The sequence below is a fragment of the Stutzerimonas marianensis genome (assembly GCF_022810315.1).
GTDB classification, from domain to species: Bacteria; Pseudomonadota; Gammaproteobacteria; order Pseudomonadales; family Pseudomonadaceae; genus Stutzerimonas; species Stutzerimonas marianensis.
On record NZ_JALGRD010000003.1, the window covers coordinates 220,517 to 246,140 of the forward strand.

At 64.4% G+C, this 25,624-nt stretch carries 20 protein-coding genes; 12 read left to right on the forward strand and 8 right to left on the reverse strand.

What is annotated here, in order from left to right:
- Window positions 1-26 precede the first annotated feature (26 nt).
- The 6 genes from MST27_RS06810 to MST27_RS06835 all read left to right on the forward strand — a co-directional run bounded on the left by MST27_RS06810 (window position 27) and on the right by MST27_RS06835 (window position 6,431).
- Complete coding sequence (locus MST27_RS06810) at window positions 27-917, forward strand: LysR family transcriptional regulator (RefSeq protein WP_243605251.1); 891 nt, start codon at window positions 27-29, stop codon at window positions 915-917.
- Window positions 914-1,933: an AraC family transcriptional regulator gene (locus MST27_RS06815; RefSeq protein ID WP_243605252.1), complete on the forward strand. Its 1,020-nt coding sequence runs from the start codon at window positions 914-916 to the stop codon at window positions 1,931-1,933. Before MST27_RS06810 ends, MST27_RS06815 begins: the two co-directional genes overlap by 4 nt.
- Before the next feature lie 322 nt (window positions 1,934-2,255).
- Entirely contained in the window at window positions 2,256-3,023 is a 768-nt protein-coding gene (locus tag MST27_RS06820) for an SDR family NAD(P)-dependent oxidoreductase (protein WP_243605253.1), read from the forward strand.
- 14 nt (window positions 3,024-3,037) lie between these two features.
- Window positions 3,038-4,225 (forward strand): acetyl-CoA C-acyltransferase, encoded by a 1,188-nt coding sequence (locus tag MST27_RS06825; RefSeq protein ID WP_243605254.1) that lies wholly within the window; start codon window positions 3,038-3,040, stop codon window positions 4,223-4,225.
- Between the two features lie 9 nt (window positions 4,226-4,234).
- Entirely contained in the window at window positions 4,235-5,368 is a 1,134-nt protein-coding gene (locus tag MST27_RS06830; RefSeq protein WP_243605255.1) for an acyl-CoA dehydrogenase, read from the forward strand.
- Between the two features lie 76 nt (window positions 5,369-5,444).
- A complete protein-coding gene (locus MST27_RS06835; protein WP_243605256.1) occupies window positions 5,445-6,431 on the forward strand; it encodes a D-2-hydroxyacid dehydrogenase family protein in 987 nt (328 codons plus the stop codon).
- Window positions 6,432-7,477: 1,046 nt separating this feature from the next.
- On the opposite strand, the gene MST27_RS06840 is transcribed toward MST27_RS06835, so the two are convergent.
- From MST27_RS06840 to MST27_RS06865, 6 genes are all read right to left on the reverse strand, one after another.
- The gene (locus tag MST27_RS06840) at window positions 7,478-8,557 is read right to left on the reverse strand and encodes a CaiB/BaiF CoA transferase family protein (RefSeq protein ID WP_243605257.1); all 1,080 of its coding nucleotides are present in this window, start codon (window positions 8,555-8,557) and stop codon (window positions 7,478-7,480) included.
- A gap of 141 nt (window positions 8,558-8,698) precedes the next feature.
- Entirely contained in the window at window positions 8,699-10,351 is a 1,653-nt protein-coding gene (locus MST27_RS06845; protein WP_420864222.1) for a long-chain fatty acid--CoA ligase, read from the reverse strand.
- A gap of 161 nt (window positions 10,352-10,512) precedes the next feature.
- Window positions 10,513-11,664 (reverse strand): acyl-CoA dehydrogenase family protein, encoded by a 1,152-nt coding sequence (locus MST27_RS06850; protein ID WP_243605258.1) that lies wholly within the window; start codon window positions 11,662-11,664, stop codon window positions 10,513-10,515.
- Between the two features lie 15 nt (window positions 11,665-11,679).
- Entirely contained in the window at window positions 11,680-12,735 is a 1,056-nt protein-coding gene (locus tag MST27_RS06855) for an enoyl-CoA hydratase/isomerase family protein (RefSeq protein ID WP_243605259.1), read from the reverse strand.
- On the reverse strand, window positions 12,732-13,628 hold the full coding sequence (gene mmsB, locus MST27_RS06860) for a 3-hydroxyisobutyrate dehydrogenase (protein ID WP_243605260.1): 897 nt from the start codon (window positions 13,626-13,628) through the stop codon (window positions 12,732-12,734). The genes MST27_RS06855 and mmsB overlap by 4 nt, the downstream gene beginning before the upstream one ends.
- 68 nt (window positions 13,629-13,696) lie before the next feature.
- A complete protein-coding gene (locus MST27_RS06865) occupies window positions 13,697-15,208 on the reverse strand; it encodes a CoA-acylating methylmalonate-semialdehyde dehydrogenase (RefSeq protein WP_243605261.1) in 1,512 nt (503 codons plus the stop codon).
- Window positions 15,209-15,448: 240 nt separating this feature from the next.
- On the opposite strand from MST27_RS06865, the gene MST27_RS06870 reads away from it, so the two are divergent.
- On the forward strand, window positions 15,449-17,239 hold the full coding sequence (locus MST27_RS06870; protein ID WP_243605262.1) for a PAS domain-containing sensor histidine kinase: 1,791 nt from the start codon (window positions 15,449-15,451) through the stop codon (window positions 17,237-17,239).
- Window positions 17,236-17,598 carry a response regulator gene (locus tag MST27_RS06875; RefSeq protein WP_243605263.1) on the forward strand — a complete coding sequence of 121 codons (363 nt, stop codon included), beginning with the start codon at window positions 17,236-17,238 and terminating at the stop codon, window positions 17,596-17,598. The genes MST27_RS06870 and MST27_RS06875 overlap by 4 nt, the downstream gene beginning before the upstream one ends.
- Window positions 17,599-17,638: 40 nt before the next feature.
- On the opposite strand, the gene MST27_RS06880 is transcribed toward MST27_RS06875, so the two are convergent.
- The gene (locus tag MST27_RS06880) at window positions 17,639-19,225 is read right to left on the reverse strand and encodes an ABC-F family ATPase (RefSeq protein ID WP_243605264.1); all 1,587 of its coding nucleotides are present in this window, start codon (window positions 19,223-19,225) and stop codon (window positions 17,639-17,641) included.
- 713 nt (window positions 19,226-19,938) lie between these two features.
- On the opposite strand from MST27_RS06880, the gene MST27_RS06885 reads away from it, so the two are divergent.
- From MST27_RS06885 to zapE, 3 genes are read left to right on the forward strand one after another with little or no spacing between them, the layout of a single operon-like run.
- Window positions 19,939-22,020, forward strand: coding sequence for a TonB-dependent siderophore receptor (locus tag MST27_RS06885; protein ID WP_420864226.1), 2,082 nt, complete (start codon window positions 19,939-19,941; stop codon window positions 22,018-22,020).
- Window positions 22,021-22,059: 39 nt separating this feature from the next.
- Window positions 22,060-22,779 carry a DUF4198 domain-containing protein gene (locus MST27_RS06890; protein WP_243605265.1) on the forward strand — a complete coding sequence of 240 codons (720 nt, stop codon included), beginning with the start codon at window positions 22,060-22,062 and terminating at the stop codon, window positions 22,777-22,779.
- A 59-nt stretch (window positions 22,780-22,838) separates the two neighbouring features.
- The gene (zapE, locus tag MST27_RS06895; protein WP_243605266.1) at window positions 22,839-23,975 is read left to right on the forward strand and encodes a cell division protein ZapE; all 1,137 of its coding nucleotides are present in this window, start codon (window positions 22,839-22,841) and stop codon (window positions 23,973-23,975) included.
- Here the strand turns inward: zapE and MST27_RS06900 are convergent.
- Window positions 23,963-24,241, reverse strand: coding sequence for a peptidylprolyl isomerase (locus MST27_RS06900; protein WP_243605267.1), 279 nt, complete (start codon window positions 24,239-24,241; stop codon window positions 23,963-23,965). The two genes, zapE and MST27_RS06900, sit on opposite strands and share 13 nt — an antisense overlap.
- A 231-nt stretch (window positions 24,242-24,472) precedes the next feature.
- Between MST27_RS06900 and MST27_RS06905 the strand changes: the two genes are divergently transcribed.
- On the forward strand, window positions 24,473-25,603 hold the full coding sequence (locus tag MST27_RS06905; protein WP_243605392.1) for a gluconokinase, GntK/IdnK-type: 1,131 nt from the start codon (window positions 24,473-24,475) through the stop codon (window positions 25,601-25,603).
- The last annotated feature ends 21 nt before the right edge of the window (window positions 25,604-25,624 follow it).

Sequence of the window (25,624 nt, forward strand, 5' to 3'; positions counted from 1 at the left end):
ATACGCCGATTTGATCGGGGGCAGCAGTGGATTGGGACAACCTGCGTTTCTTTCTCGAACTTTCCCGCGCGGGCAAGCTGACCATCGCCGCGCGGCGCCTGGGCGTCGACCACACCACCGTCGCGCGTCGGGTCCAGGCCTTGGAGAAGACATTGGATCGCCAGTTGTTCATCCGGGCCAAGGCCGGCTATCGACTGTCCGAAGCCGGGCGCGAGCTGTTGGCGCAGGCCGAAGCGATGGAAAGCGCCATCGCGTCCATTGAACAGCCCAGCCTGACGGCGGACAAGCTGTCCGGCCAGGTGCGCATCGGCGCAACCGAGGGTTATGGCACGCTGATGCTTGCCGGACAGCTGGCGAGCCTGACGCGCGACTACCCGCACCTGGGGGTGGACCTGCTTGCCGTGCCACGCTCGGTGCGCCTGGCGCGCCACGAGGCGGATATCGTGATCACGCTGGAGCGCCCCGAGCGCGGCCCCTATGTCATCACCAAACTGACCGACTACGTGTTGCGCCTCTATGCCTCGGAAGCTTACCTGGCGGCGCACCCACCCATCCGCAACCGGGATGACCTGAGCGGCCACGTGTTCGTCAGCTACATCGAGGATCTGCTCTACAGCAAGGAGCTGTATTTTCTGGACGAGATCGTCCGCCCGCGCCAGCACTCGCTTCGCAGCACCAGCATCATGGCCCAGCAGGAGGCGGTCGCCGCTGGCGCGGGCCTGGCGATCCTGCCCGCATTCTCGGCGCGCAAGGAGCCGCGGCTCAGGGAGGTGCTGGTCGAGGACATCGAATTCACCCGTACCTTCTGGATGCTGATGCCGGTGGAGAACAAGGACCTGGCGCGGATGCGGGTGTGCTGGGATTTTCTTCGTGAGGTGGCCGGCAACAGCCACGACATCATGATGGGGCGCGCATGAGCCGCGAGGGCAAGGGCAGCATTTCGGTCCGGCTGGTCGAGGAGGCGTTGCGTGCCTTCGTCTCGCCAGAGATGACGGCTGAACGGATCATCCAGCAGCTGGGCCTGCCGCCCGTCGCGCTGAGCGACCCAGACGCACGTATCGATGTGGCTGAATACAGCCGGCTCTGGCGACGGCTTGCGCGGCACTTCGACGATGAATTCTTTGGCATGGATACGCGCCGCCTGCGGGCGGGGAGCTTCGCCTTTGCCTGCCGCGCGGCGATGGCGCAACCGACACTCGAACGCGCGCTCGACGTTACCCTCGATTTCTTCGGGCTTGCGTTCGAAGGTTTTCGTGGCCGGCTCCTGCGCAGCGAGAGCCTGGCCGAGGTCAGCCTCCATGAAACGGGCGCGCCGCTGCGGGCCTTTGGCTATTTCACGTTCTGGATGCTGGTGCACGGCCTGGCATGCTGGCTGGTCGGGCGCCGCATTCCGCTGCTGGCGGTCGAGCTGCGCTGCGACGAGCCAGGCTACATCGATGACTACCGCGTGATGTTTTCTCGCAATCTGCGCTTCGGCCGGCCCGTCACGCGGATCATCTTCGCCGCCGAAGTGCTCGATCTGCCGGTGCGGCGCAGCGAGCAGGAATTGCACGGGTTTCTGGCCCAGGCCCCAGCCAACATCCTGGTCAAGTATCGTGACACCACCAGCCTCGCCAGCCGCATCAAAACGCAGCTGCGTGAACTTCCTGCCGAGCAGTGGCCAACCAGCGACCGGCTGGCGCACAACCTGTGCATCTCGACCTCGACGCTGCGCCGCCGCCTCGCCGAAGCCGGCCAGCCGTACCAGGCGATCAAGGACCAGGTTCGCCAGGAGATGGCCACCCTGTGGCTTGCCGACGCCAGCGTCACCTACGCCGAGATCGCCGAGCGGCTGGGCTTCGCCGATGTCAGCTCGTTTTACAAGGCGTTCCGCAAGTGGTCGGGGACCAATCCCGGGCAGTACCGCACCCTGATCCTGCGCGGCGATGAATGAGTCATCCTGCGTCGTGATAGAGGCTCGGCGGTTAGCCGGATCGCCAGCAAGCTGGCTCCTACAGGAAGGCCGGACCGCTGCGTTCTATGGGCCGGTCAGGTGCTTTTCGTAGGAGCTAACTTGCTGGCGATCATGCGACGCGCACAGCGCCACAGCGCGCTGTCAGTACCGATCCAAATTGCCCGTGCCAATGCCTTGGCCAAACCGGTCATCGTGGTTGCGCGCAACGACCATTGTCCCTGCCTTCCGGTCTGATGAAGATGCGTTCAACAGACCGGGCGCCCATCGTGCAGCGCCCTGAATATCGTCACGAGGTCGTGCTGTGGACATTCAAGACAAGGTTTTCATCATCACCGGCGGTGCGTCCGGCCTGGGCGCGGCGGCGGCAGCTGCGCTGGTCGAGGCGGGCGCACGGGTCGTGCTGGCGGACATCAACGCCGAGCTGCTCAATGAGTGCAGCGAGAAGCTGGGGGAGCGCGCGCACGGAGTGGTCACCAACGTATGCGACGAAGCCGCCGCGCAGGCGGCCGTGCATACCGCCGTGGAGCGTTTTGGCGGGCTGCACGGTCTGGTCAACTGTGCCGGCGTTGCCAGCGGCGAAAAAATCCTTGGCCGCCAGGGCCCGCACGGGCTGGCGAGCTTCAGCAAGGTCATCAACCTCAATCTGATCGGCAGTTTCAACATGCTGCGCCTGGCCGCCGAGGCCATTGCCAAGGGCGAGCCGGATGCGAACGGCAATCGTGGCGTGATCATCAACACCGCCTCCATCGCGGCGTTCGATGGGCAGATCGGCCAGGCCGCCTATGCTGCCTCCAAGGGCGGTGTGGTAGCGCTGACGCTGCCGGCCGCGCGCGAACTGGCCCGGCACGGCATTCGCGTGATGACGATCGCGCCCGGCGTGTTCGAGACCCCAATGATGGCCGGCATGCCGCAGGAGGTGCGCGACTCGCTCGCCGCCGGCGTCCCCTTCCCACCGCGCCTGGGGCGAGCATCCGAGTACGCGGCCCTGGTTCGCCACATCATTGAGAACGACATGCTCAACGGCGAAGTGATTCGCCTCGACGGCGCGCTGCGCATGGCCGCGAAATAATCGGAGAAGTGACGATGAACAACGATCCAATCGTGATCCTGGGCAGCGCCCGGACACCCATGGGCGGCTTTCAGGGCGACCTGAAAAGCCTCAGCGCGCCGGAGCTGGGTGCCGCGGCGATTCGCGCGGCGGTAGAGCGCAGCGGCGTTGCCGCCGAACAGGTGCAGGAAGTGCTGATGGGCTGCGTGCTCCCGGCAGGCCTCGGCCAGGCACCGGCCCGTCAGGCCGCGCTCGGCGCCGGGTTGAGCAAGGCAACCGCGTCCACCACGCTGAACAAGATGTGCGGCTCGGGGATGCAGGCGGCGATCCTGGCGCATGATGCGTTGCGCGCCGGCAGTGTCGATCTGGTGGTCGCCGGCGGCATGGAGAGCATGTCCAATGCGCCTTATCTGCTGGAAAAGGCGCGCGGCGGCTATCGCATGGGGCATGGAAAAGTGCTCGACCATATGTTCCTCGACGGCCTGGAAGACGCCTACGACAAGGGCCGCCTGATGGGCACCTTCGCCGAGGACTGCGCGCAGCACCACGGCTTCACCCGCGAACAGCAGGATGCGTACGCCCTGGCGTCGTTGCAGCGCGCGCGTGACGCCATCGCTGAAGGTCGGTTCGTCGATGAGATCGTCCCGTTGGAATTCACCCAGGGCCGCGAGCAACGCACCGTGCGCGATGACGAGCAGCCGCCCAAGGCGATGCCGGAGAAGATCCCGTCCCTCAAGCCGGCGTTCCGCGAGGGCGGCACCGTGACGGCAGCCAATTCCAGTTCGATCTCGGATGGCGCGGCGGCGCTGCTGTTGACGCGTCGCTCCCACGCCGAACAGCTCGGCCTCAAGCCGCAGGCCGTCATTCACGGCCACGCGGTGTTCGCCGACGCGCCCAATCTGTTCCCGACCGCGCCCATCGGTGCCATCCACAGGCTGCTCGAGCGCACTGGCTGGCAGCTCGGTGACGTGGACCTGTTCGAAATCAACGAGGCCTTTGCGGTGGTGGCCATGGTGACGATGCGTGAGTTGGGCCTCGATCACGCCAAGGTCAACGTTAACGGCGGCGCTTGTGCGCTGGGCCACCCGATCGGTGCGTCTGGTGCACGAATTCTCGTGACCCTGATCGCCGCACTGCGCGCCCGTGGCCTGCGCAGGGGCATTGCCGCCATTTGCATCGGCGGCGGCGAAGCGACCGCCATGGCCGTCGAACTGCTCGACTGAGGACTGCCCATGTTGCTCAACGAAGACCAGACCAGCATCCGCGACATGGCACGGCAGTTTGCTCAGGCGCGGCTCAAGCCGTTCGCCGCCGATTGGGACCGTGACCACCGCTACCCGGCCGAGGCGATTGCCGAGATGGCCGAGCTCGGCTTTTTCGGCATGCTTTGCCCGGACGAGTGGGGCGGCAGCGACACCGGCTATGTCGCCTACGCCCTGGCGCTGGAAGAGATCGCCGCCGGTGACGGTGCCTGCTCGACCATCATGAGCGTGCATAACTCGGTCGGTTGCTTGCCGATCCTGCGCTTTGGCAATGACGAGCAGAAAAAGCGCTACCTACAGCCGCTGGCCAGCGGCGCTCAGATCGGTGCTTTCGCGCTGACCGAACCCCACGCCGGCTCCGACGCCAGCAGTCTGCGCACGCGCGCCCGGCGTGACGGCGACAGTTACGTGATCAACGGCGCCAAGCAGTTCATCACCTCAGGCCAGCACGCCGGCACCGTGATCCTCTTCGCCGTGACCGATCCGGACGCCGGCAAGCGCGGCATCAGCGCTTTCATCGTGCCGACCGACACCCCGGGTTATCAGGTGGTACGCGTCGAGGAAAAGCTCGGGCAGCACGCGTCCGATACCTGCCAGCTGGCTTTCGAGGACATGCGTGTGCACGAATCCCAACGTCTGGGCGAGGAGGGCGAGGGCTACCGAATCGCGCTGGCGAACCTCGAAGGCGGCCGTATCGGTATCGCCGCCCAGGCCGTCGGCATGGCTCGCGCGGCCTTCGAAGCCGCCCGTGACTATGCGCGCGAGCGCGAGGCGTTCGGCAAGGCCATCAGCGAGCACCAGGCCGTTGCCTTCCGCCTGGCCGACATGGCTACGCAGATCGCCGTCGCGCGGCAGATGGTGCTGCACGCTGCCGCGTTGCGCGAGGCGGGTCAACCGGCGCTGGTCGAGGCCTCCATGGCGAAACTGTTCGCCTCGGAAATGGCGGAAAAAGTCTGCTCGGCGGCGATCCAGACGCTCGGTGGTTATGGCTATCTGAAGGACTTTCCCGTCGAGCGCATCTACCGCGACGTGCGCGTCTGCCAGATCTACGAAGGCACCAGCGACATTCAGCGGTTGGTGATTGCGCGCAATCTGGGCGAGTGAGGCGCAACAGCTGCATCACCGAGGTGCGCCTACAATAGCCCGACCATAGGCAACGGCTACGCCCCGGAGATGCTTCATGCACATCGTCATCCCCGATGACTACCAGGACGTGATCCGCTCGCTGGATTGCTTCGCGCAGCTCGACGGGCACAGGGTCACGGTCTATCACGACGCGGTGAACGATCGGGAGGTATTGGCCGAGCGGTTCGCCGATGCCGATGCGCTGGTGCTGACGCGCGAGCGCACGATCATCGATGAGGCGCTGCTGGCTCGGCTGCCCCGGCTCAGGTTGATCAGTCAGACGGGTAAGGTGGCCGCTCACCTTGACCTCGAGGCTTGCACACGCCATGGCGTAGCGGTGATGGAGGGACGGGGCTCGCCCATTGCGCCGGCCGAACTCGCCTGGGCCCTGCTGCTGATGGCCCGGAGGCGGCTGCTGCCGGCGATGCAGGCGCTCTATGCGGGCCAATGGCAGGTCAACCTGGGCGACCGGCTGTATGGTCAAACGCTGGGTATCTGGGGCTACGGCAAGATCGGGCAGCGCCTGGCCCGCTACGCCCAGGCGTTCGAGATGCCGGTGCTGGTGTGGGGCAGCGAGGGGTCGCGGCAGGCGGCCGAGCGGGATGGCCACCGGGCGGCGGCGAGCCGCGAGGCGTTCTTTGCCGAAGCCGATGTGCTGAGCCTCAATCTGCGTCTGGTCGACGCGACCCGGCATATCGTTACCGCTGACGACCTGGCGCGAATGAAAGCCTCGGCATTGCTGCTGAACATCAGCCGCGCCGAGCTGATCGCCCCCGGCGCCTTGCTCGATGCGCTGGACGCGGGACGGCCCGGTTTCGCCGCACTGGATGTGTTCGAGCAGGAGCCGGTCATCGATCCCGAACATCCACTGTTGCAGCACCCCAACGTGATCTGCACGCCGCACCTGGGCTATGTCGAACGTCAAGGCTACGAGCTGTATTTCGGGGATGCCTTTGCCAATGTGGCGGCCTTCTTCCGGGGTGAACCCTGCACATTCGCCAACGCAGGGGTGAAGGTGTCGCACAGACCGCAGGGCGAATAAATTCGCCCTTACAGGGCGTTCGTGGCTGAACCGTCGGGCTTGTTGGGGGTGAAGGTGTTCGCCCGTTGTGCGCCGGTTTGGGCGAATGAATTCGCCCCTACGGGGTGGTCGTATATGAGCCGTCGGGCTTGTTGTGGGGTGAAGGTGTCCGCCCGTTGTGCGCCGGTTTGGGCGAATCAATTCGCCCCTACAGGGCGTTCGTGTCTGCACCGTCGGGCCTGTTGTGGGGGTGAAGGGGTTCGTCCGTGGTGCGCCGGTCTGGGCGAATGAATTAGCCCCTACGGGGTGGTCGTATATGAGCCGTCGGGCGTGTTGTGGGGTGAAGGTGTCCGCCCGTTGTGCGCCGGTTTGGGCGAATAAATTCGCCCCTACAGGGCGTTCGTGTCTGAACCGTCGGGCCTGTTGTGGGGGTGAAGGGGTTCGTCCGTTGTGCGCCGGTCTGGGCGAATGAATTTGCCCCTACGGGGCGGTCGTATCTGAGCTGTGGGGCCTGTTGTGGGGGTGAAGGGGTTCGTCCGTTGTGCGCCGGTCTGGGCGAATGAATTTGCCCCTACGGGGCGGTCGTATCTGAGCTGTGGGGCCTGTTGTGGGGGTGAAGGGGTTCGCTCGTTGCGTGCTGGTATGGGCGAATAAATTCGCCCATACAGGGCGGTCGTGTCTGAGCCGTCGGGCTTGTTGTAAGGGCGAAAGTGTTCGCTCGTTGTTCGCTGGTTTGGGCGAATGAATTCGCCCCTACAGGGCGGTCGTGTGAACCGTCGGGGTTGTTGTAAGGGCGAAAGTGTTCGCTCGATGTTCGCTGGTTTGGGCGAATGAATGCGCCCCTACAGGGCGTTCGTGTGAACCGTCGGGGTTGTTGTAAGGGCGAAAGTGTTCGCTCGATGTTCGCTGGTTTGGGCGAATGAATTCGCCCCTACAGGGCGTTCGTGTGAACCGTCGGGTTTGTTGTAGGGGCGAACTTGTTCGCCCGGCTGGGTTCGCCGAGAACGCTGATCGCGAGCAAGCTCGCTTCCACGGGGCGGCGGCGTTGGTCAGCCGAAGCGTGCGAATCAATTCCAGCCTTCGGACGCCTCGACGGAATCTCTTATCGCCCCGGGCGTACGGGAAAAGCGCGGCGCCGGGGCGGCGTGCAGGGCGCCGTCGATGTCGCGATAGACGCCACGCGCTTGCATATGCGGATGCTGCGCGGCTTCTTCTAGCGTGAGCACGGGCGCGAAGCAGGCGTCGGTGCCTTCGAGCAGTTCGCACCAGTCGGCCTGGGTCCGGCTGGCGAACAGCGCGGCGAGGTGTTCGCCCTGTGCCGCCCAGCGGTCCGGGTCCCGAACGTCCTGAAGCAGGTTATCCCGGGCCTGGATGCGTTGCGCCAGTTCGCTGAGGAACTGCGGTTCCAGTGGTCCGATGGCGATGTCGCGGCCGTCGGCACAGGTGTAGCAGCGGTAGTGCGGCGCGGCGCCGGCGAGCAGGTTACGGTCGCGCTGGAGCGAGATCGCTCCGCTGGGCAACAGACCGGCGAAGAAGCTCATCATCGAGGAAACGCCATCGACAATGGCGGCATCGATGACCTGGCCCAGGCCCGACCGTTCGCGCTCCCACAGCGCCGCCATGATGCCGAAGGCCAGATAGAGCGAGCCGCCTCCGAAATCCCCGACCAGGTTCAGCGGTGGCAACGGCGGCCCGTCGCGCCCCCCGATGGCGGCCAGGGCACCGGTGAGCGCCAGATAGTTGATGTCATGCCCGGCACTTCGGGCCAACGGGCCGGTCTGGCCCCAACCGGTCATGCGCCCGTAGACGAGCCTGGGATTGCGCGCGTGAAGGATCTCGGGCCCAAGGCCCAGGCGCTCCATCACGCCAGGGCGGAAGCCCTCGATCAGCACGTCGGCGCCCTCGGCCAGTGTCAGGCAGCGCTCACGCCCGGCTTCGGTTCGGATGTCCAGCGTGAGCCGCTTGCGGCCTCGATCGACCACCGGGTTCGGCCAGCCGTTGCCGCCTTTACGTTCGATGCGCAGCACGTCGGCACCGAGGTCGGCGAGCAGCATGGCGCAATGCGGGCCGGGGCCGATGCTGGCGAACTCCAATACGCGCAGGCCGACCAGAGGGCCCTGGCGAGTGGTTGGGGTGGTGATGGGCATGGCGTGCTTCCGGTCGGACGTGTGTCGGGATAGGCGTGGATGTGCGCAGACGCCTTGCTCGGTGGATCGATGAAGCCAGATCCACCTGCCGTCGTTACAGCAGGTGAGCCGCCTGCGTTGCGCATGCCGTTGCGGGCAGTCCTACATGCTCGCCGCGCTGCTGGCCGGTTCGCTGCGGTCGAGCAGATAGCTTCTGTAGCGCTCGCGCAGCGTCTTCTTGTCGATCTTGCCGGTAGCGGTCAGGGGGACGGTGTCGATGATCACCGCATCGGGCATCCACCACTTGACGATCTGCGGTTCGAGGAAGGCGAGCACCGTCTCGATGCAAATCTGCGCATCGTCGTGGGGTTCGATGATGAGTACAGGGCGCTCCTCCCACTTCTCGTGCGTCACCCCGACGACCGCGGCGATGCGCACGCCCGGGCAGGCCACGGCGATGTTCTCGATGTCGATGGAGCTGATCCACTCGCCGCCAGACTTGATCACGTCCTTGCTGCGGTCGGTGATGCGCATGTAGCCGTTGGGGTCCAGGGTGGCGATGTCGCCAGTGTCGAACCAGCCATCGGCATCGACCGCGCTGGTCTCGCTGCGGAAATAGCGCTCGACCGTCCAGGGCCCGCGCACCAGCAGCGCTCCGGATGTAGTGCCGTCATGCGGCAGCGGGTTACCGGCCTCGTCGACGATCTTCAGCTCGATGCCAAATTGCAAGCGACCCTGGCGCGTCCAGATGGCCTCCTTCGTCGCGGCCTCGCCCTGGGCCGCGAGCTTGGGCGTTGGGGTGGCCACCACGCCGAGCGGGCTGGTTTCGGTCATTCCCCAGAGCTGGCGGACGCTGACGCCGTAGCGGGTCTCGAACTTTTCGGCGAGCGCGCGGGGCACGGCGGACCCTGCGATCACCAGGCACTTGAGCGCTCCGGTGGTCTCTCCGGTGCGCTCAAGGTGGTTGAGGTACATGGTCCAGATGGTCGGTACGCCACCGGAAAAGGTTACGCCCTCGCTCTGGATCAGCTCCTGCAGGCTGGCGCCGTCCATCTTGTCGCAGGGCAGCACGAACTTGCAGCCGTTAATGGCGGCGGTGAAGGGCACGCCCCAGGCGGTGGCGTGATAGAGCGATGAGCAGGGCATGATGCAGTCGAACGCGGAGAAGCCGAAGGCGCCTGTGAGCCCGGCGGCCATCGCATGCAGCACCACGGAGCGGTGGCTATAGACGACGCCTTTCGGGTTGCCGGTGGTGCCGGAGGTGTAGCAGAGCATGGCGCCGGCGTTCTCATCGAACTGCGGCCAGTCGGTGATGGGTGGCTCGTTGGCGATCAGCGTTTCGTAGCTTTGCGCACCGATCTCTCCGGGTTCGGTGCGTTCGGCGTCGGCGAGCATGACGAAGGTATGGATGTGCTCCAGATGCGGCCGAACGCGCTCGACCAGGGCGAGGAAGCTGCGGTCGAAGAGCAGTACGCCGCTTCCGGCGTGGTTCAGGGTGTAGATGATCTGCTCGTCCGACAGGCGTGGATTGGCCGTGTGCAGCACCGCGCCAATCCCGGGCACGGCAAAGAACAGCTCGAAGTGACGATGGGTGTTCCAGGCCATCGACGAGACCAGGTCGCCAGGTTTCACGCCCAGGCTGCGCAACATGCTGGCCGCCTGCCCGGCGCGTTTCGCCAAACCTGCGTAGTCGTAGCGCCAGAGAGGTTCATCCACCAGCCGCGAGACGATTTCGCGCTCGCCGTGGGCGAGGGCGGCGTGGGTCAGGATGCCGCTGATCATCAGTGGGGTCTGCTGCATCGTACCTTTGAGCATCGTCGTATCCTTCTTATTGTTGTCGGATGGGGCTCGCGCCGCCGCCATCGGTCGTTCGGAATACTGCTTCGAGGTGGTTTATTGAGCTTCCCGATCTCGTTGCGCGCCTCCTGTCGATCTCGGGAAAATCTGGTGTCGTTCCGCGCCGTTGCCGCGGTTGATTACAACCCGTAGTTATTCAACTCCCGTGCGATCAACAGCCGCTGAATCTCGCTGGAGCCTTCATAGATCTGCGTGATGCGCGCGTCGCGGTAGTAGCGCTCGACCGGATAGTCCTCCAGATAGCCGTAGCCGCCGTGGATCTGCATGGCTTTGGAGCACACGTATTCGGCCACCTCCGACGCGAACAGCTTGGCCTGGGAGGCTTCGGACAGGCACGGCAGGTTGGCGCTGCGCAGGCGCGCGGCGTGCAGGATGAGCAGCCGCGCAGCGTTGATGCGGGTGTGCATGTCCGCGAGCATGTTCGCCACGCTCTGGTGCTCGATGATCGGCTTGTCGAACTGGATGCGTTCGCGCGCATAGCCCAGCGCCGCTTCGAATGCCGCGCGGGCGATGCCGAGGGCCTGAGCGCCGATGCCGATGCGACCACCTTCCAGGTTGGACAGGGCGATCGCCAGCCCCTTGCCGCGCGGGCCGAGCAGGTTGGCCTCGGGAATGCGGCAGTCACGCAGGGTGACGCCGCAGGTATCCGAGGCTCGGATGCCCATCTTCTTCTCCATGCGATCGACGACGAAACCGGGGTTGTCGGTGGGCACGAGAAACGCGGAGAGCCCTTTTTTGCCCAGCTCTGGATCGGTCACGGCGAAGACGATGGCGATCTTGGCGCGCTTGCCGTTGCTGACGAATTGCTTGGCGCCGTTGATTACCCACTCGCCGTTGTCCAGCACGGCGCGGGTGCGCAGGTTGTGCGCCTCGGAGCCGGCCTGGGGCTCGGTGAGGGCAAAACAGCCGATGGCACGACCGGTGGCCAGATCCGGCAGCCACGCATCCTGCTGCTCCGGCGTGCCGTATTTGAGGATCGGGCCGCAGCCGACCGAGCTGTGGATGCTCATCAGCGCGCCGATTGCTCCGTCACCCGCCGAGATTTCCTCGACGGCCAGGGCGTAGGCGACGTAGTCGATGTAGGTGCCGCCCCATTGCTCGGGAACGATCATGCCGAGCAGGCCGAGCTCGCCCAGTTGGCTCACCGTCTCGTCGTCGATCCAGCCGGCCTGTTCCCAGTCGTGTGCCTTGGGCGCGATCTCGGCGCGGGCGAAGTCGCGCGCCATGTCGCGAATCATCCGTTGTTCTTCGGTCAGTTCGATGTCGTGCATGAGGTTGCCCCTCTGTCAGACGCCAGCGAAGAAAGCAGCGACGCGCTCGGGCGTCACTTCTTCCAGCGTAGGCGGGTTCCAGCGCGGATTCTTGTCCTTGTCGACGATCAGCGCGCGGACGCCTTCGATGATGTCGCCCTTGTCGAACCACTGGCGGTCGAGGTGCAGCTCCATGTCGAAACAGTCGGCCAGCGAGCGCTCGCGTCCACGACGGAGCATTTCCAGGGTGACGCTCATCGACAGCGGTGAGCGGCTATCCAGCGTCTTGAGCGTTTCGGCGGCCCATTCGCTGTATTCGGCACGAGTCTCCCCGGCGAGCGACTGGCGAATCGCGGCGACGCTGTCATGCGAGAAATGTTCATCGATGGCTCGGCTAAGCGTTTTGAACGGCGCATCCGGCAGCTCGGTGCGGCCCATCGACACCAGCAGGTTGGTCAGCGCGTGCCGCGGCGGCACGGACCAGTCCTGCTGGTCCAGGCAGCGTTCGAGGTCGGCGAAGCTGTCATAAGGCACGCAGTAGTCGGCAAGCCCGGCATAGAGCGCGTCGGCCGCACCGACGTGGTTGCCGGTCAGACCCATGTAGACGCCCAGGTTGCTCGGCAGCCGTGACAGAAAGTAACTGCCACCGACGTCCGGAAAATAGCCGATGCCGACTTCCGGCATGCCCATGCGGGTGCGCTCGGAAATCACCCGCAGCGAAGCACCCTGGACCAGGCCCATGCCGCCACCGAGTACGAAGCCGTTCATCAACGCCAGGAGCGGCTTGGTGTAGGCGTGGATGTATTGGTCGAGCGCGTATTCCTCCTCGAAGAATTCCCGATGCAGGTTGTCACCGCGCTTGTAGCTGTCGTACAGCGAGCGGATGTCGCCGCCAGCGCAGAAAGCCTTTTCGCCGGCACCACGCAGCACCACGGCGACGATGCCCTGATCGTCCGCCCATTCCTGCAACTGGCGGTGCAGCGTCCGCACCATCGGCAGGGTGATGGCGTTGAGCCCGGCGGGGCGGTTGAGGGTGAGATAGCCGACGCGGTTGCGTACTTGGATCAGTACCGGCGCTTCTGCCTGGGTCATGCCTGGTCCTCTTGGCGGTAGAGTTTGATGATCGCGGAGAAATCCAGTCCGCCATGGCCTTGCAGGCTGAAGGCCTGGTAGAGCTGCTGCGCGAGTGCGCCGAGGATAACCGGCTGGCGGACCTGCTTGGCCGCTTCGCTCGCCAGGCCAAGGTCCTTGAGCATCAGGTCGGTGCCGAAGCCGCCGCTATAGCCGCGAGACGCTGGGCTGGTTTCCACCACGCCGGGGAAGGGGTTGTAGATTTCGCTGCTCCAGCAGCGTCCACTGGAGGAATTGATCACCCCGGCGAGGACCTCCGGTTCCATGCCCAGGGCAACACCGAGCGACATGGCCTCGGCGGCACCGATCATGGAGATGCCGAGCAGGAGGTTGTTGGCGACCTTGGCGACCTGACCGTTGCCGCTGCCACCGCAATGGACGATGTTCTTGCCCATCGTCGCCAGGATCGGCTGCGCCGTCTGGAAATCCGCTTCGCTGCCGCCGACCATGAAGGTCAAGGTCCCTGCGGCAGCGCCGCCCGTGCCGCCGGACACCGGTGCATCGAGCATCGGGTTGCCGTTGTGAGCGGCGGCGGAAGCGACTTCGCGAGCGGACAGCGGGTCGATGGTCGAAGAGTCGATCAGCAGCACACCCGCCGAGACGTGGGCCAGCAAGCCGTCTTCGCCCAGATACACCTGCTTCACGTGAGGAGCGGCGGGCAGCATGGTGATGATGACGTCGACATCCGCCTGGGCGACCGCCGCAGGCGATGTCGCCTCCTTCGCGCCGGCCTCGACGAGGCCGGACACGGCCGCCGCGGAAAGGTCGAAGACCGTGAGTTGATGGCCCGCCTTGAGCAGGTTGCGCGCCATGGGTCCACCCATGTTGCCGAGCCCGAGAAAACCGATATGCATGGCCGTTTCCTTCTTGTTCTGATTGCCGGCTCGCGTGGCGCCTCACCTGGGCAAGACGCCACACCTGGTCACTTGAGGTTGATGGTGGTGTTCACCGTACCGCCGACTTCGTTCTCGTCGAACCAGCGCTGGGTGACCGTCTTGGTCTGAGTGTAGAACTGCACCACCTGCTTGCCGTACGGGCCGAGGTCACCAAGCTTGGATGCCCGCGAACCGGTGAACGAGAACATGGGCACCGGCACCGGAATCGGTACGTTGATGCCGACCTGTCCAACGTCGATCTCTTCCTGGAAATGCCGCGCCGCCGCGCCGGAACGGGTGAAGATGGCGGTGCCGTTGCCGTTGGGGTTGGCGTTGATCAGCGTGATGGCCTCGTCCAGGGTGTCGGCCGCCATGACGCAAAGCACCGGGCCGAAGATTTCCTCGCGGTAGATGCTCATGCCCGTGGTCACGCCAGAGAACAGGGTGGGGCCGACGAAGTTGCCGCGCTCGTACCCCGTGATGCTCGGGTTGCGGCCGTCCAGCTCGAGCCGGGCGCCTTCCTGAATGCCGCGTTCGATCAGGCCGCTGACGCGATCCAGCGCGGCGCAGGAGACCAGCGGGCCGACATCGGTGCCCGCCTCGACGCCGGCACTGACCTTGAGCGTCTTGGCCTTGGCCACCAGATCCGGGATCCAGGCCTGTGCCTCACCCACCAGCACCACCACCGACAGCGCCATGCAGCGCTGGCCGGCTGCACCGAAGGCGGCCCCGGCGATGGCGTTGAGGGTCTGTTCCTTGTGCGCATCGGCCAGCACGATGGCGTGGTTCTTTGCGCCCATCATGCATTGCACGCGCTTGCCGGCCTGGCTGGCCCGGTTATAGACGTGGGTGCCGACCTTGGTCGAACCTACGAAGGACACCGCCTTGATGTCCGGGTGGTCGCAGATCAGGTTCACCGCGTCGGCGCCGCCATGCACCACGTTGAGTACGCCCGGCGGCACGCCCGCTTCCAGCGCCAGCTCGGCGAGACGCATGGTCACCATCGGATCCTGCTCGGAAGGCTTGAGGACGAAGGTGTTGCCGGTGGCGATGGCCATCGGGAACATCCACAGCGGAATCATCGCCGGAAAATTGAACGGCGTGATGCCAGCGCAGACGCCCAGCGGCTGCAGCAGGGTGTAGGTGTCGACGCCCGTCGCCACGTTGTTGGCCAGCTCGCCCAGTTGCAGGTTGCCGATGCCGGCCGCGTGCTCGACCACCTCCAGGCCGCGGAACACATCGCCCTCGGCGTCGGCCAGGGTCTTGCCCTGTTCGGCGGTGAGGATGGCCGCCAACTCTTTCATGTTTTCGCGGATCAGTTGCTGATACCTGAGGAAGATGCGCGAGCGTGCACCGATAGGGGTCTTGCGCCAGGTCTTGAAGGCGTCCTTGGCACTGGCGACCGCCGCGTTCATTTCCGCCTCGGTGGCGAATGGCACGCGGGCCAGAACCTCCTGTGTGGCGGGGTTGACGATGTCGCGCCACTCCTGGGTGGTGGACTCGACCAGCTCGCCGCCGATCAGGAGCTTGACTGTAGGGATGGCACTTGACTGGTTCATGGCAGGTCCTAGCGTTGTTCGTTATTGGATAGGCAGGCCGAGGGAGCTGCTGTGAGCCTAGAGTGGAAAATTGCCTGTATCAATGCCGCTCAATGCATAGCGCGTCTGCATAAATGCACAAAGGAGCGTCCATGACCTACGGCTGACGGATCGGCGAGGCACGCGGCTGCGCCTGGTTGGGTAGACTGGCGCGCGGAACTGACCCACCCTGGCGACACACGCTTGCAAAACAAGGCCCCGATGCAGACTGCAGATACCTACGGCACGCGCCTCGCTGCCGACTCCCTTGCCGGCCCCACGCCATTCGAGGACTCGACCCTCGACAGACTCCCCATGGCGGTTTGCACGCTCGATGCGGACGGTGCCGTCCTGCGCTACAACCGCATGGCCGACCGCCTGTGTGGCGGTGGCTTGGCCAGCGATGGCCGGCTGCGCATCCTGTGTGCCGATGGCCGATTGCAGCCACTGGCCGGCACGCCTTTGGGAGACACGCTGCGCACTGGGCGCGCCACGCAGGACGTGACATTGCTCATCGAGCGCGCCGATGGCATTCCCGCAGCGGTACTCGCCAACATCGACGCGCTGCGCAGTGATACCGGCCAGATCACCGGGGCGATCCTGTGTTTTCAGTGCAGCACGCCGGGACGGGCACGCCATGCCGATCAACGCCATCAGGTCGAGTGGCTGCGCGCGATCGTCGACAACACGCCCGAATGCGTGAAGGTCGTCGATCGGGACGGCACGCTGCTGCAGATGAATCCGGCAGGGCTTCGCATGGTCGAGGCCTCAGCGCCGGATGAGGTCGAGGGCGGATGTGTTATCGATCTGATCGCCCCGGAACATCGAGACAGCTGGCGTGAGCATCACCAGCGGGTGTGTGACGGGGAAAAGCTCAGCTGGCAGTTCGACGTCATCAGCCTCAAAGGCACTCGCCGGCACATGGAAACGCACGCGGTACCGATGCCCATGCCCGGCGACGGCAAGATTGGCAAGGGCCGCTTCGTGCAGCTGGCGATCACTCATGACATCACCGAGCGCAAGCGTCTGGAGAGCGCACACCTGGAAGCGGAGCTGCGGCTCAGGAACCTGCTCGATGCGCTGCCCACCGCGGTCTACACGACGGATGCCAAGGGGGTGGTCACCTACTTCAACCAGGCATGCGTCGAGCTGGCTGGGCGGGTGCCGCAGATCGGCACGGACGAATGGAGTGTCGTCTGGCGACTGTGCAGGCCCGATGGCACGGTCATCGCGCCAGGCTCCTGCCCAATGGCGGTTGCGCTTGCCGAGAACAGGTCCTTTCACGGCGTGGAAGCCCTGGCACAACGGCCAGACGGTAGCTACGTACCCTTTCTCGGCTATCCGGCCCCGCTGCGCAACAAGGCCGGCGAGGTCGTTGGCGCCGTCAACATGATGGTCGACATCACCGAGCGCAAGGTGGCCGAAGACCATCGCCAACTTCTGCTCAACGAGCTCAACCACCGGGTCAAGAACACGCTGGCGACGGTGCAATCGATCGCCTCGCAGAGCTTTCGGCGCGATAGCGGTAACGAGAGCTACCGCTGGTTCGAAGCGCGGCTGATCGCGCTTTCCAAGGCGCACGATGTGCTGTCCAGGGAAAACTGGGACAGCGCCGATTTGCGTGACGTGGTCGAGCAGGCAACGGCGCCGTTTCAGGTTGAGGGGCGGCAGCGTTTTGCCATCGACGGCCCTGGGCTGCGTCTGCGTCCGAAAACGGCGTTGGCGCTGGCGATGGCGGTGCATGAACTCTGTACCAACGCGGGGAAATACGGCGCCTTGTCGAGCGACAAGGGGATCGTGCAATTGCAGTGGACACTGGAGCCTCGCCAGGGCGCGCCCATTCTGGCGCTGCGTTGGCAGGAGCGGGGTGGCCCGCCGGTGGTACCACCCGAGCGGAAGGGCTTCGGCTCGCGGCTGCTCGAGCGCGGCCTGGCCGGAGAGCTGAACGCACAGGTGCGTCTGGCGTTCCTATCTGGTGGGCTCAATTGCGAAATGGAGGTACCGCTGCAATGACCGCCGAAGGAGCACGGGTGCTGGTGATCGAAGACGAGGCGTTGGTGGGGATGCTGCTGGAAGACATGCTGCAGGATATCGGCTGCCAGCGCATCGAACTGGTGCCGCGATTCGATGAGGCGATGCAGGCGGCGGAGGAGGGCGATTACGACCTCGCGGTACTGGACGTGAATCTCGACGGCACGAACAGCTTCCCCATCGCCGAGCGACTGCTTGCCCGCAACATTCCACTGATTTTCGCGACCGGTTACGGTTCGGTCGGGATGGATCCGCGCTACGCGGCGATCCCGACCTTGCAGAAACCTTTTTTCTTCGATGACCTGCAACGGCTGGTCAACCAGGTGCTGGCGACGCGCTGAGGAGCAGGCCCGCGGCAGGAGCCGGACGGGCCGTGCGGGGTCAGATCAAGCCTTGGCTGCGCAGGTAGTCGTCGTAGGTGCCGGAGAAGTCGGTAACGCCGTTTTCCGACAGTTCGATGATGCGCGTGGCCAACGAGCTGACGAACTCGCGGTCGTGGCTGACGAAAATCAGCGTGCCCGGATAGTTCTCCAGCGCCAGATTGAGCGCTTCGATCGATTCCATGTCCAGGTGGTTGGTCGGTTCATCCATCACCAGCACGTTGGGTTTCTGCAGGATCAGCTTGCCGAACAGCATGCGGCCCTGCTCGCCACCGGAGATGACCTTCACTGATTTACCGATATCGTCGTTGGAGAACAGCATGCGACCGAGCGTGCCGCGTACGAGCTGTTCACCGCCGCCGGTCCACTGGCTCATCCAGTCGAACAGGGTCATGTCGGCCTCGAAATCCTCGGCATGATCCTGGGCGAAGTAGCCCACCTCGGCGCTTTCGGTCCACTTCACTTCGCCGCCCATCGCAGGCATTTCACCGACCAGGGTGCGCAGCAGGGTGGTTTTGCCGATGCCGTTGGGACCGATGATGGCGACGCGTTCACCGGCCTCGATCTGCAGGCCGAGGCGCTTGAACAGGGCCACGCCGTCATAGCCCTGGCTGACGTTTTCCAGCGTGACCGCCTGACGGTGCAGCTTCTTGGTCTGCTCGAAGCGAATGAAGGGGCTGACGCGGCTCGACGGTTTGACTTCCTCGAGCTGGATCTTGTCGATCTGCTTGGCCCGGCTGGTGGCCTGCTTGGCCTTGGAGGCGTTGGCCGAGAAGCGGCTGACGAAGGTCTGCAGTTCGGCGATCTGCGCTTTCTTCTTGGCATTGTCGGCCAGCAGGCGCTCGCGCGCCTGGGTCGCGGCGGTCATGTATTCGTCGTAGTTGCCCGGGAACAGCCGCAGCTCGCCGTAATCAAGGTCGGCCATGTGGGTGCAGACGCTGTTCAGGAAGTGTCGGTCGTGGGAGATGATGATCATGGTGCTGTTGCGCGCGACCAGGACGCCTTCAAGCCAGCGAATGGTGTTGATGTCCAGGTGGTTGGTCGGCTCGTCGAGTAGCAGCACTTCCGGGTCGGAGAACAGCGCCTGGGCAAGCAGCACCCGCAACTTCCAGCCTGGAGCGACTTCGCTCATCGGACCGAAATGCTGCTCCAGCGGAATGCCCAGACCCAGCAGCAGCTCACCAGCACGCGATTCGGCGGTGTAGCCGTCCATCTCGGCGAACTCGGTTTCCAGTTCGGCGACGGCCATGCCGTCTTCTTCGCTCATTTCTGGCAGCGAGTAGATGCGCTCGCGCTCGGCCTTCACCTTCCACAGCGCCTCGTGGCCCATGATCACGGTGTCGATGACGCTGAAGTTTTCGTAGGCGAACTGATCCTGGCGCAATTTCCCGAGACGGACGTTCGGCTCGAGCATGACCTGACCGGCCGAGGGCTCCAGCTCGCCGCCAAGAATCTTCATGAAGGTCGACTTGCCGCAGCCATTGGCACCGATCAGGCCGTAGCGGTTGCCATTGCCGAACTTGACCGAGACGTTTTCGAACAGCGGCTTGGGGCCGAACTGCATGGTGATGTTAGCGGTTGAAATCAAGAGTGTTACTCGCGGGTATCAGAGGGTTAATGACGCGTGGTCCGTTGGGGGCCAGGCTCGGTGGGTGGGATATCCAACCTCGGAGCATGGCGAAGCGAGGCCCATGCCGGGCTGCCGGGGGCATGCTTGCAAGTCTGCTGCGTAGAATCGCGCATTGTACGGGGAGCGCTCGGTAAACCCCAGTCCCTTGCGCGACAGGGATAATGGCAGACCGCCAGCCGCTAAGGCGGAAAGACGCGTTTGTCCAGCCCTTGTAGCTGCTATTTTTTCTTAAAAAGCGGTTGACAAGATTTGTTATGCACATAACTGGCGCAAGGGCCTCCGTCGGGCGCGCGTCAGCTGTGAGATATTGAACGTGTCTCGCTAAGTTATTGATTTAAAACGAATATGTGGCGCCGAGTAAAAAATCGCCGATCTGTTGCGAGCCCACGTCTACCGGGCGTTTGGGGGAGTAATCCCACTTTTGCTCACAGGGTTATCCACAGGTTTTGTGGATAACGGTGAAGAGCCTAGTAATGGTGCGGGTTCTACCGTTTCGAAGCCGATTCACTTCCTGACAGGTAGCCGCCCATCACCTCGGTTTGACCCGCGGCGCTGTGCCTTCCACTGCTGCGGTAATGAGCAGCCTTGACAGTCCAGAGCCGCTTGGATCAAATGTTACGGTATAACATTTAATTGGATCGCTCATGAGCAACAGGATTTCAGCGGGATGGATGGGGGCCGCCGCGGTGGCGGGTTGGATGGTCATGCCGACCTGGGCGCAGGATGGCGATACGGCGGTGCTGGACGAGGTGGTCATCACAGCGGAGGACGCAAAAGAGGAGCAAAACGGCTACCGAACCCGCCGCTCCGCCAGCGCGACCAAGACGGAAACGCCGCTGGAGGAAATTCCGCAGGCCGTGAGCGTCATTCCCACGACCGTCCTCGACGATCTGGGCAGCCCGCGCATCGAAAAGGCCCTGGACTACGCTGGGGGCGTCGCCCGACAGAACGACTTCGGCGGCCTGACGATGTATGAGTACAGCATCCGTGGACTGGCGACGTCCGAGTTCTACAAGGATGGTTTCAGCGTCAATCGCGGTTACATGAACCCGCCGGACCCGTCGAACGTCGAGCGCATCGACGTGCTCAAAGGCCCGGCATCCAGCCTGTACGGCCGCGGCGATCCCGGCGGTACGCTCAATATCGTCAGCAAACGTCCGCTGGAGGACCGTTTCGCCCGTATCGACCTGAGCGCCGGGCGCTGGGACCGGTACCGCAGCAGCCTGGACGTCAATACGCCAATCGACGCTGAGGGCACCATGCTCTATCGCATGAACCTGGCGGTGGAAGACAGCCAGAGCTTTCGCGACTACCGCTCCGGCGAGCGCCAGTTCTTTGCACCGTCGTTCAGCTGGGCAATCAGCCCCGAGACCCGCTTGCTCGTCCAGGCCGAAGTCATCCGCAACCGGCAGGTATTCGATCGGGGCGTCGTGGCGCCAAACGACCGCCTGGGCAGTGTGTCCCGTGCCGATTTCTTCGGTGAGCCGGGCGATGGTGATATCGAGAACAACAACGAAACCCTGCAGGCCGAGCTCGAGCACGATCTCAACGCCAGTTGGACGGTCCGCCTGGCCAGCCACTACAAGCAGGGGCGCCTGAGCGGCGGGGCGACGGAAGCGAGCTCGCTGGACGCCGACGGGCGCACGCTGAACCGTGAATACCGCTACCGCGATTTCGATTGGCAGGACAGCATCACCCAGCTCGAATTGCGCGGCCTGGTCTATACCGGTGCTGTCGAGCACAACCTGCTGATCGGTACCGAGTACGAGCGCTACGCCAAGAACGAGAACCTGCTGCGCTCGTCGCCGGTGTCGCAAATCGATATCTATCAGCCGGTCTATGGCCAGCCGCGCCCACCGTTCGACCCGGCACGCAGCACCAACCGACATGAGCTCGTTTATGCGCGCTCGTTGAGTCTGCAGGATCAGATGCGCTTCAGCGAGAAGCTGTTCGGCGTCATCGGCGCGCGCTACGACCATTACGAACACCGATTGGATAACGAGGTGAGCGGCAAGCGCACCGAACAGACGCACGAGAAAGTCACGCCGCGCATCGGCGCGTTGTACCAGTTCACGCCTGAAGTCGGCGTGTTCGCCAACGCGTCGCAGTCGTTCAAGCCCAACAGTGGCGCCGACCGGAGCGGGGCGGTGTTCGACCCGGAGGAGGGCGTCGGCTACGAAGCGGGTTTCAAACTTGACCTGCTCGACAGCCGCCTCGGAATGACCATTGCGGCCTTCCATCTCAACAAAGAGAACGTACTGACCGCCGACTCGCTGGATGCGGCCTATCAAGTGGCTGCCGGCGAAGTCCGCAGCCGCGGGGTCGACCTGCAACTGACCGGCCAGCTCACCGACGAGATCCGCGTCATCGGCGCTTATGCCTATGTGGATGCCAAGGTCACCAAGGACAACACGCTGGAGCGTGGCAGTCGCCTGCTCAATGTGCCCGAACACAGCGGCAGCCTGATGGGCGTCTATGAGTTTCTCGACGGCGGGCTACGGGGGCTGGAACTGGGTGGTGGCATCAACTATGTCGGGGATCGTTCCGGCAACGTCGCCGACAGCGGCTTCGAACTGCCGGCTTACACCACTGTGGACCTGCTGGCGCGCTACAAGGCCACTGAAGATCTGACACTCGGCGTGAACCTCAACAACGCTTTCGACCGCACCTACTACGAGCGCTCCTACAGCAACGTCTGGGTCATGCCAGGCGAGCCACGCAACCTCAGCCTGAGCCTGTCCCTGGCACTTTAGGGCAACGGGAACGACACAATCACACCAAAAGGATGAACGATGAAGACGCAAATGAAGCTGGCCGCAGCGGCCCTGGCGCTGCTCGTGGCTGGACAGGCCGCCGCTCACGGCATGTGGACCGAAGAGCGCCGCGGCCATATCGAGGTGATCTACGGGCACGGCGCCGAGGACGACGCCTACGACCCGAGCAAGATTTCCGCTGCCTGGGCCACTGACCTTCGCGGTGCACGGATACCCGTCACCGTCGAGCGACTGGCAGATCACGCTCGCCTGCAGCCGCTCGAATCGCCTGCCGTGATCAGCGTGGCGCTGGATAACGGTTACTGGACCCAAGGGCCGGATAAGAAGTGGGTCAATGTCGGCGAAACGCAGGTGGCCGGTGCGCTGGATTCCGGGCGCTACTACAAGTACAGCCTGGCGCTGCTCGCCGAAGGTGCCAAGCTCCCATCGCTGGACCCGCTCAAGCTGGTCATCGTGCCGCAGGTCGATCCGCTCACGCTCGAGATGGGTGACGAACTGCCGGTGCAGGTGCTCGTCGACGGCAAAGCTGCCGAGGGCGTCGAGTTGATCGGGGACTACATCAACGATCCCGACACGGTTGTCGCCCGGACCGATGCGCAAGGCAAGGCGCGCGTTCCGGTCCGCAACGCCGAGTTCAATGTGATCGCCGCGTCGACGACCGTGACCAGTGACGATCCCGATGCGCGGGTGCGCGGCATGTTCACCTCGCTGAGCTTCCGCAAGGCACACCAGCACTGACCCCGGCATGAGATCCGCTTGCGCTACCATCGGTCCGTCTCGTAACGGACCGATGCTTCATGACTCAGGCGACCCCGCTCGAACGCTATCAGCACGCCGTTGTGCACGAAGGATTCGCCTGCGACGCGGCACAGCGCCGCGCGGTCGAACGGCTGGATGAATGTCACCAGGCGCTGCACCGGGCCGGGCAGGGCGTCGGGCCGAAGGGCGTGTACCTCTGGGGGCCGGTAGGTCGCGGCAAGACCTGGCTGATGGACCTTTTCCACGAAACCCTGTCCGTACCGGCGCGGCGGCAGCACTTTCATCACTTCATGCGCGGGGTGCACAGGCGGCTGTTTCAGCTCACCGGTGTAAGCGACCCGCTAGAGGTGCTGGCTGATGAGCTGGGTCGTGAACTGCGCGTGCTCTGCTTCGACGAGCTGTTCGTCGACGACATCGGTGACGCCATCATCCTGGGGCGTCTGTTCCAAGCCATGTTCAGACACGGCGTGACGATCGTCGCGACCTCCAACCAGCCTCCCGCGGGGCTCTATGCCGACGGATTCAATCGTTCGCGCTTCCTGCCGGCCATCACCGCTCTCGAGCACCACATGACCGTTCTGGATATGGATGGGGGCGCCGACCACCGTGAGCGGCCGGGTATCGCTCAACAGCGTTATTGGGTCGGCGCGGCGGGTACGGGGAATGTGCTGGGCGCGGTATTCGAATCGCTGGATCAGGGGCCGGTCACGTCAGCGCCCGCGCCGCTCGGTGGCCGAGCGCTGAGCGTGGTCCAGCGCAGCGAGACCGTGATCTGGTGCCAATTCACTGACCTGTGCGAACAACCCTTTTCGGCACTGGACTTCATTGCGCTGTGCGACCGTTACCGGGCAATCCTGATCAGCGAGGTGCCCCGATTGGGCAGCGTGCCGCGAGAAGGGCGCATCGCGCGTGGTACCGAAGATGGCGCCAGGCAAGTGCAGGCGGGCGATAGGGAGCTTCCTCGGCTGGCAGCGCGCGACGACGCCGTCAGGCGTTTCATCGCGCTGGTCGACGAGGGCTACGACCGTGGCGTGCCGCTTTACCTGCACGCCGAGGTGCCGATCGACGCGCTCTACACCCAGGGGTATTTGTCGTTCGCCTTTCGCCGAACGCTGAGCCGGCTGGGTGAGATGCAGCTGCAGCGATTCGGGCACGCCCGACTTCAGTCGCGATAGAACACCTGAACCAGGTGATAGCCGAACTGGCTCTTGATAGGACCATGCACTTCGCGCAGCGGCTTCTTGAAGATCGCCTGATCGATGCTGCGTACCATCTGGCCCGGGCGCACTTCGCCAAGATCGCCGCCTTTCTTGCCCGAAGGGCAGAGCGAGTGTTTTCTCGCCAGTACGTCGAAGGCTTCACCTCCAGCGATGCGCTTCTTCAACTGCGCGGCTTCGGCTTCCGTCTTGACCAGGATATGGCGGGCCATGGCTTTGGGCATTGCTGATCTCCTCGAGGGGGCGCGATTGTAGCGGCCAGGCAGGTCAACCGAAGTATCCACCGCCGCTCAGCTGCCGGTTGGGCAGAGATAAATCCGACGAACGGTATGTATTGAATTGTGATGTTAGCGCTACCATCGCCGCACAAACACAATGCGGCACCACGAGGCCGCCGGAGATCGACAGTGGATTCCCACTCCAGCAGCGCACCTTCCTGCCGAGCACTGGTGGTCATGGGCGTGAGCGGTTCGGGCAAGACCGAAACCAGCCACGCCGTCGCCGATGCCCTCGGATATCGGCATATCGAAGCCGACCATTTCCATCCTGAAGCGAACGTCGCGCGCATGCGTGCCGGCACGCCGTTGTCCGACGCCGATCGCGTCGAGTGGCTGCAGAAACTTGCCGTCGAGATGCAGCGCGCGGTCGCCGATGACGTCGGCTTCGTGCTCGCCTGCTCGGCACTCAAACGCAGCTACCGCAACATCCTGCGGGACGCGGTGCCAGACCTGCGTTTCGCCCATCTGTCCATCGATTACGAAACGGCCGTTCAGCGTGTTGGCGGACGGGTTGGCCATTTCATGCCCATTTCGCTGGTGGACAGCCAGTTCGCTACGCTCGAGTCGCCCGAGGGGGAGCCGGGCGTGCTCGTAGTCGATGCCAGCCAGCCACGCGAGACCGTGGTGGGCGAGATCACCGAATGGATCAGATTTGGCGGTGACCTGGCGATCAATGCCCGCGAGGACCTTTCATCGGCTCCGCGTGATAGCGCTAACAAGCGTGGCGGCGAGCGCGGCAGTCAATCCGCCGGACCGTCATTCACCGAAGCGAAGGGCGCTGAACTCACTCAGCCACCCATCTACAGCGGCAAGCTGGCCCAGGCTTTCGATCGCATCACCGACTGGCTGATGGCGGTGCTGTTGGCGTTCATGGTCGTCGTGGTGTTCAGCAGCGTGGTCTTGCGCTATGCGTTCGGCACGGGCTGGACCGGAGCCGAGGAGCTTTCCCGCCTGGCCTTCGTCTGGCTGGTATTCGTCGGTGTCGCTTCGAGCATGCGACGTGGCGAGTTGATGGCCTTCAGCATGATTCGCGACCGCTTTCCCGAGCTCTTCCGTCGCGTGGTGGATTCGATCAGCTGGATCATGGTGGCGGCTGCCAGCGGCCTCGCCGCGCTCGGTGGCTGGAACCAGATGCAGTTCGGCTGGACGATCAGCAGCCCGGTGGTCGGCTATCCGCTGGCCGTCGCGATGGTGCCTGTGGCGGCGAGCATGGTTGCCCTGGCCGTGCTGGCGTTGGTCCAGCTGGTCAATGTATGGCGCCGACAACCGCCAGCGCCGATAGCCGAAGCGAATGTAACGGCGGACTGACCGCCCTCATAACAACAAGGG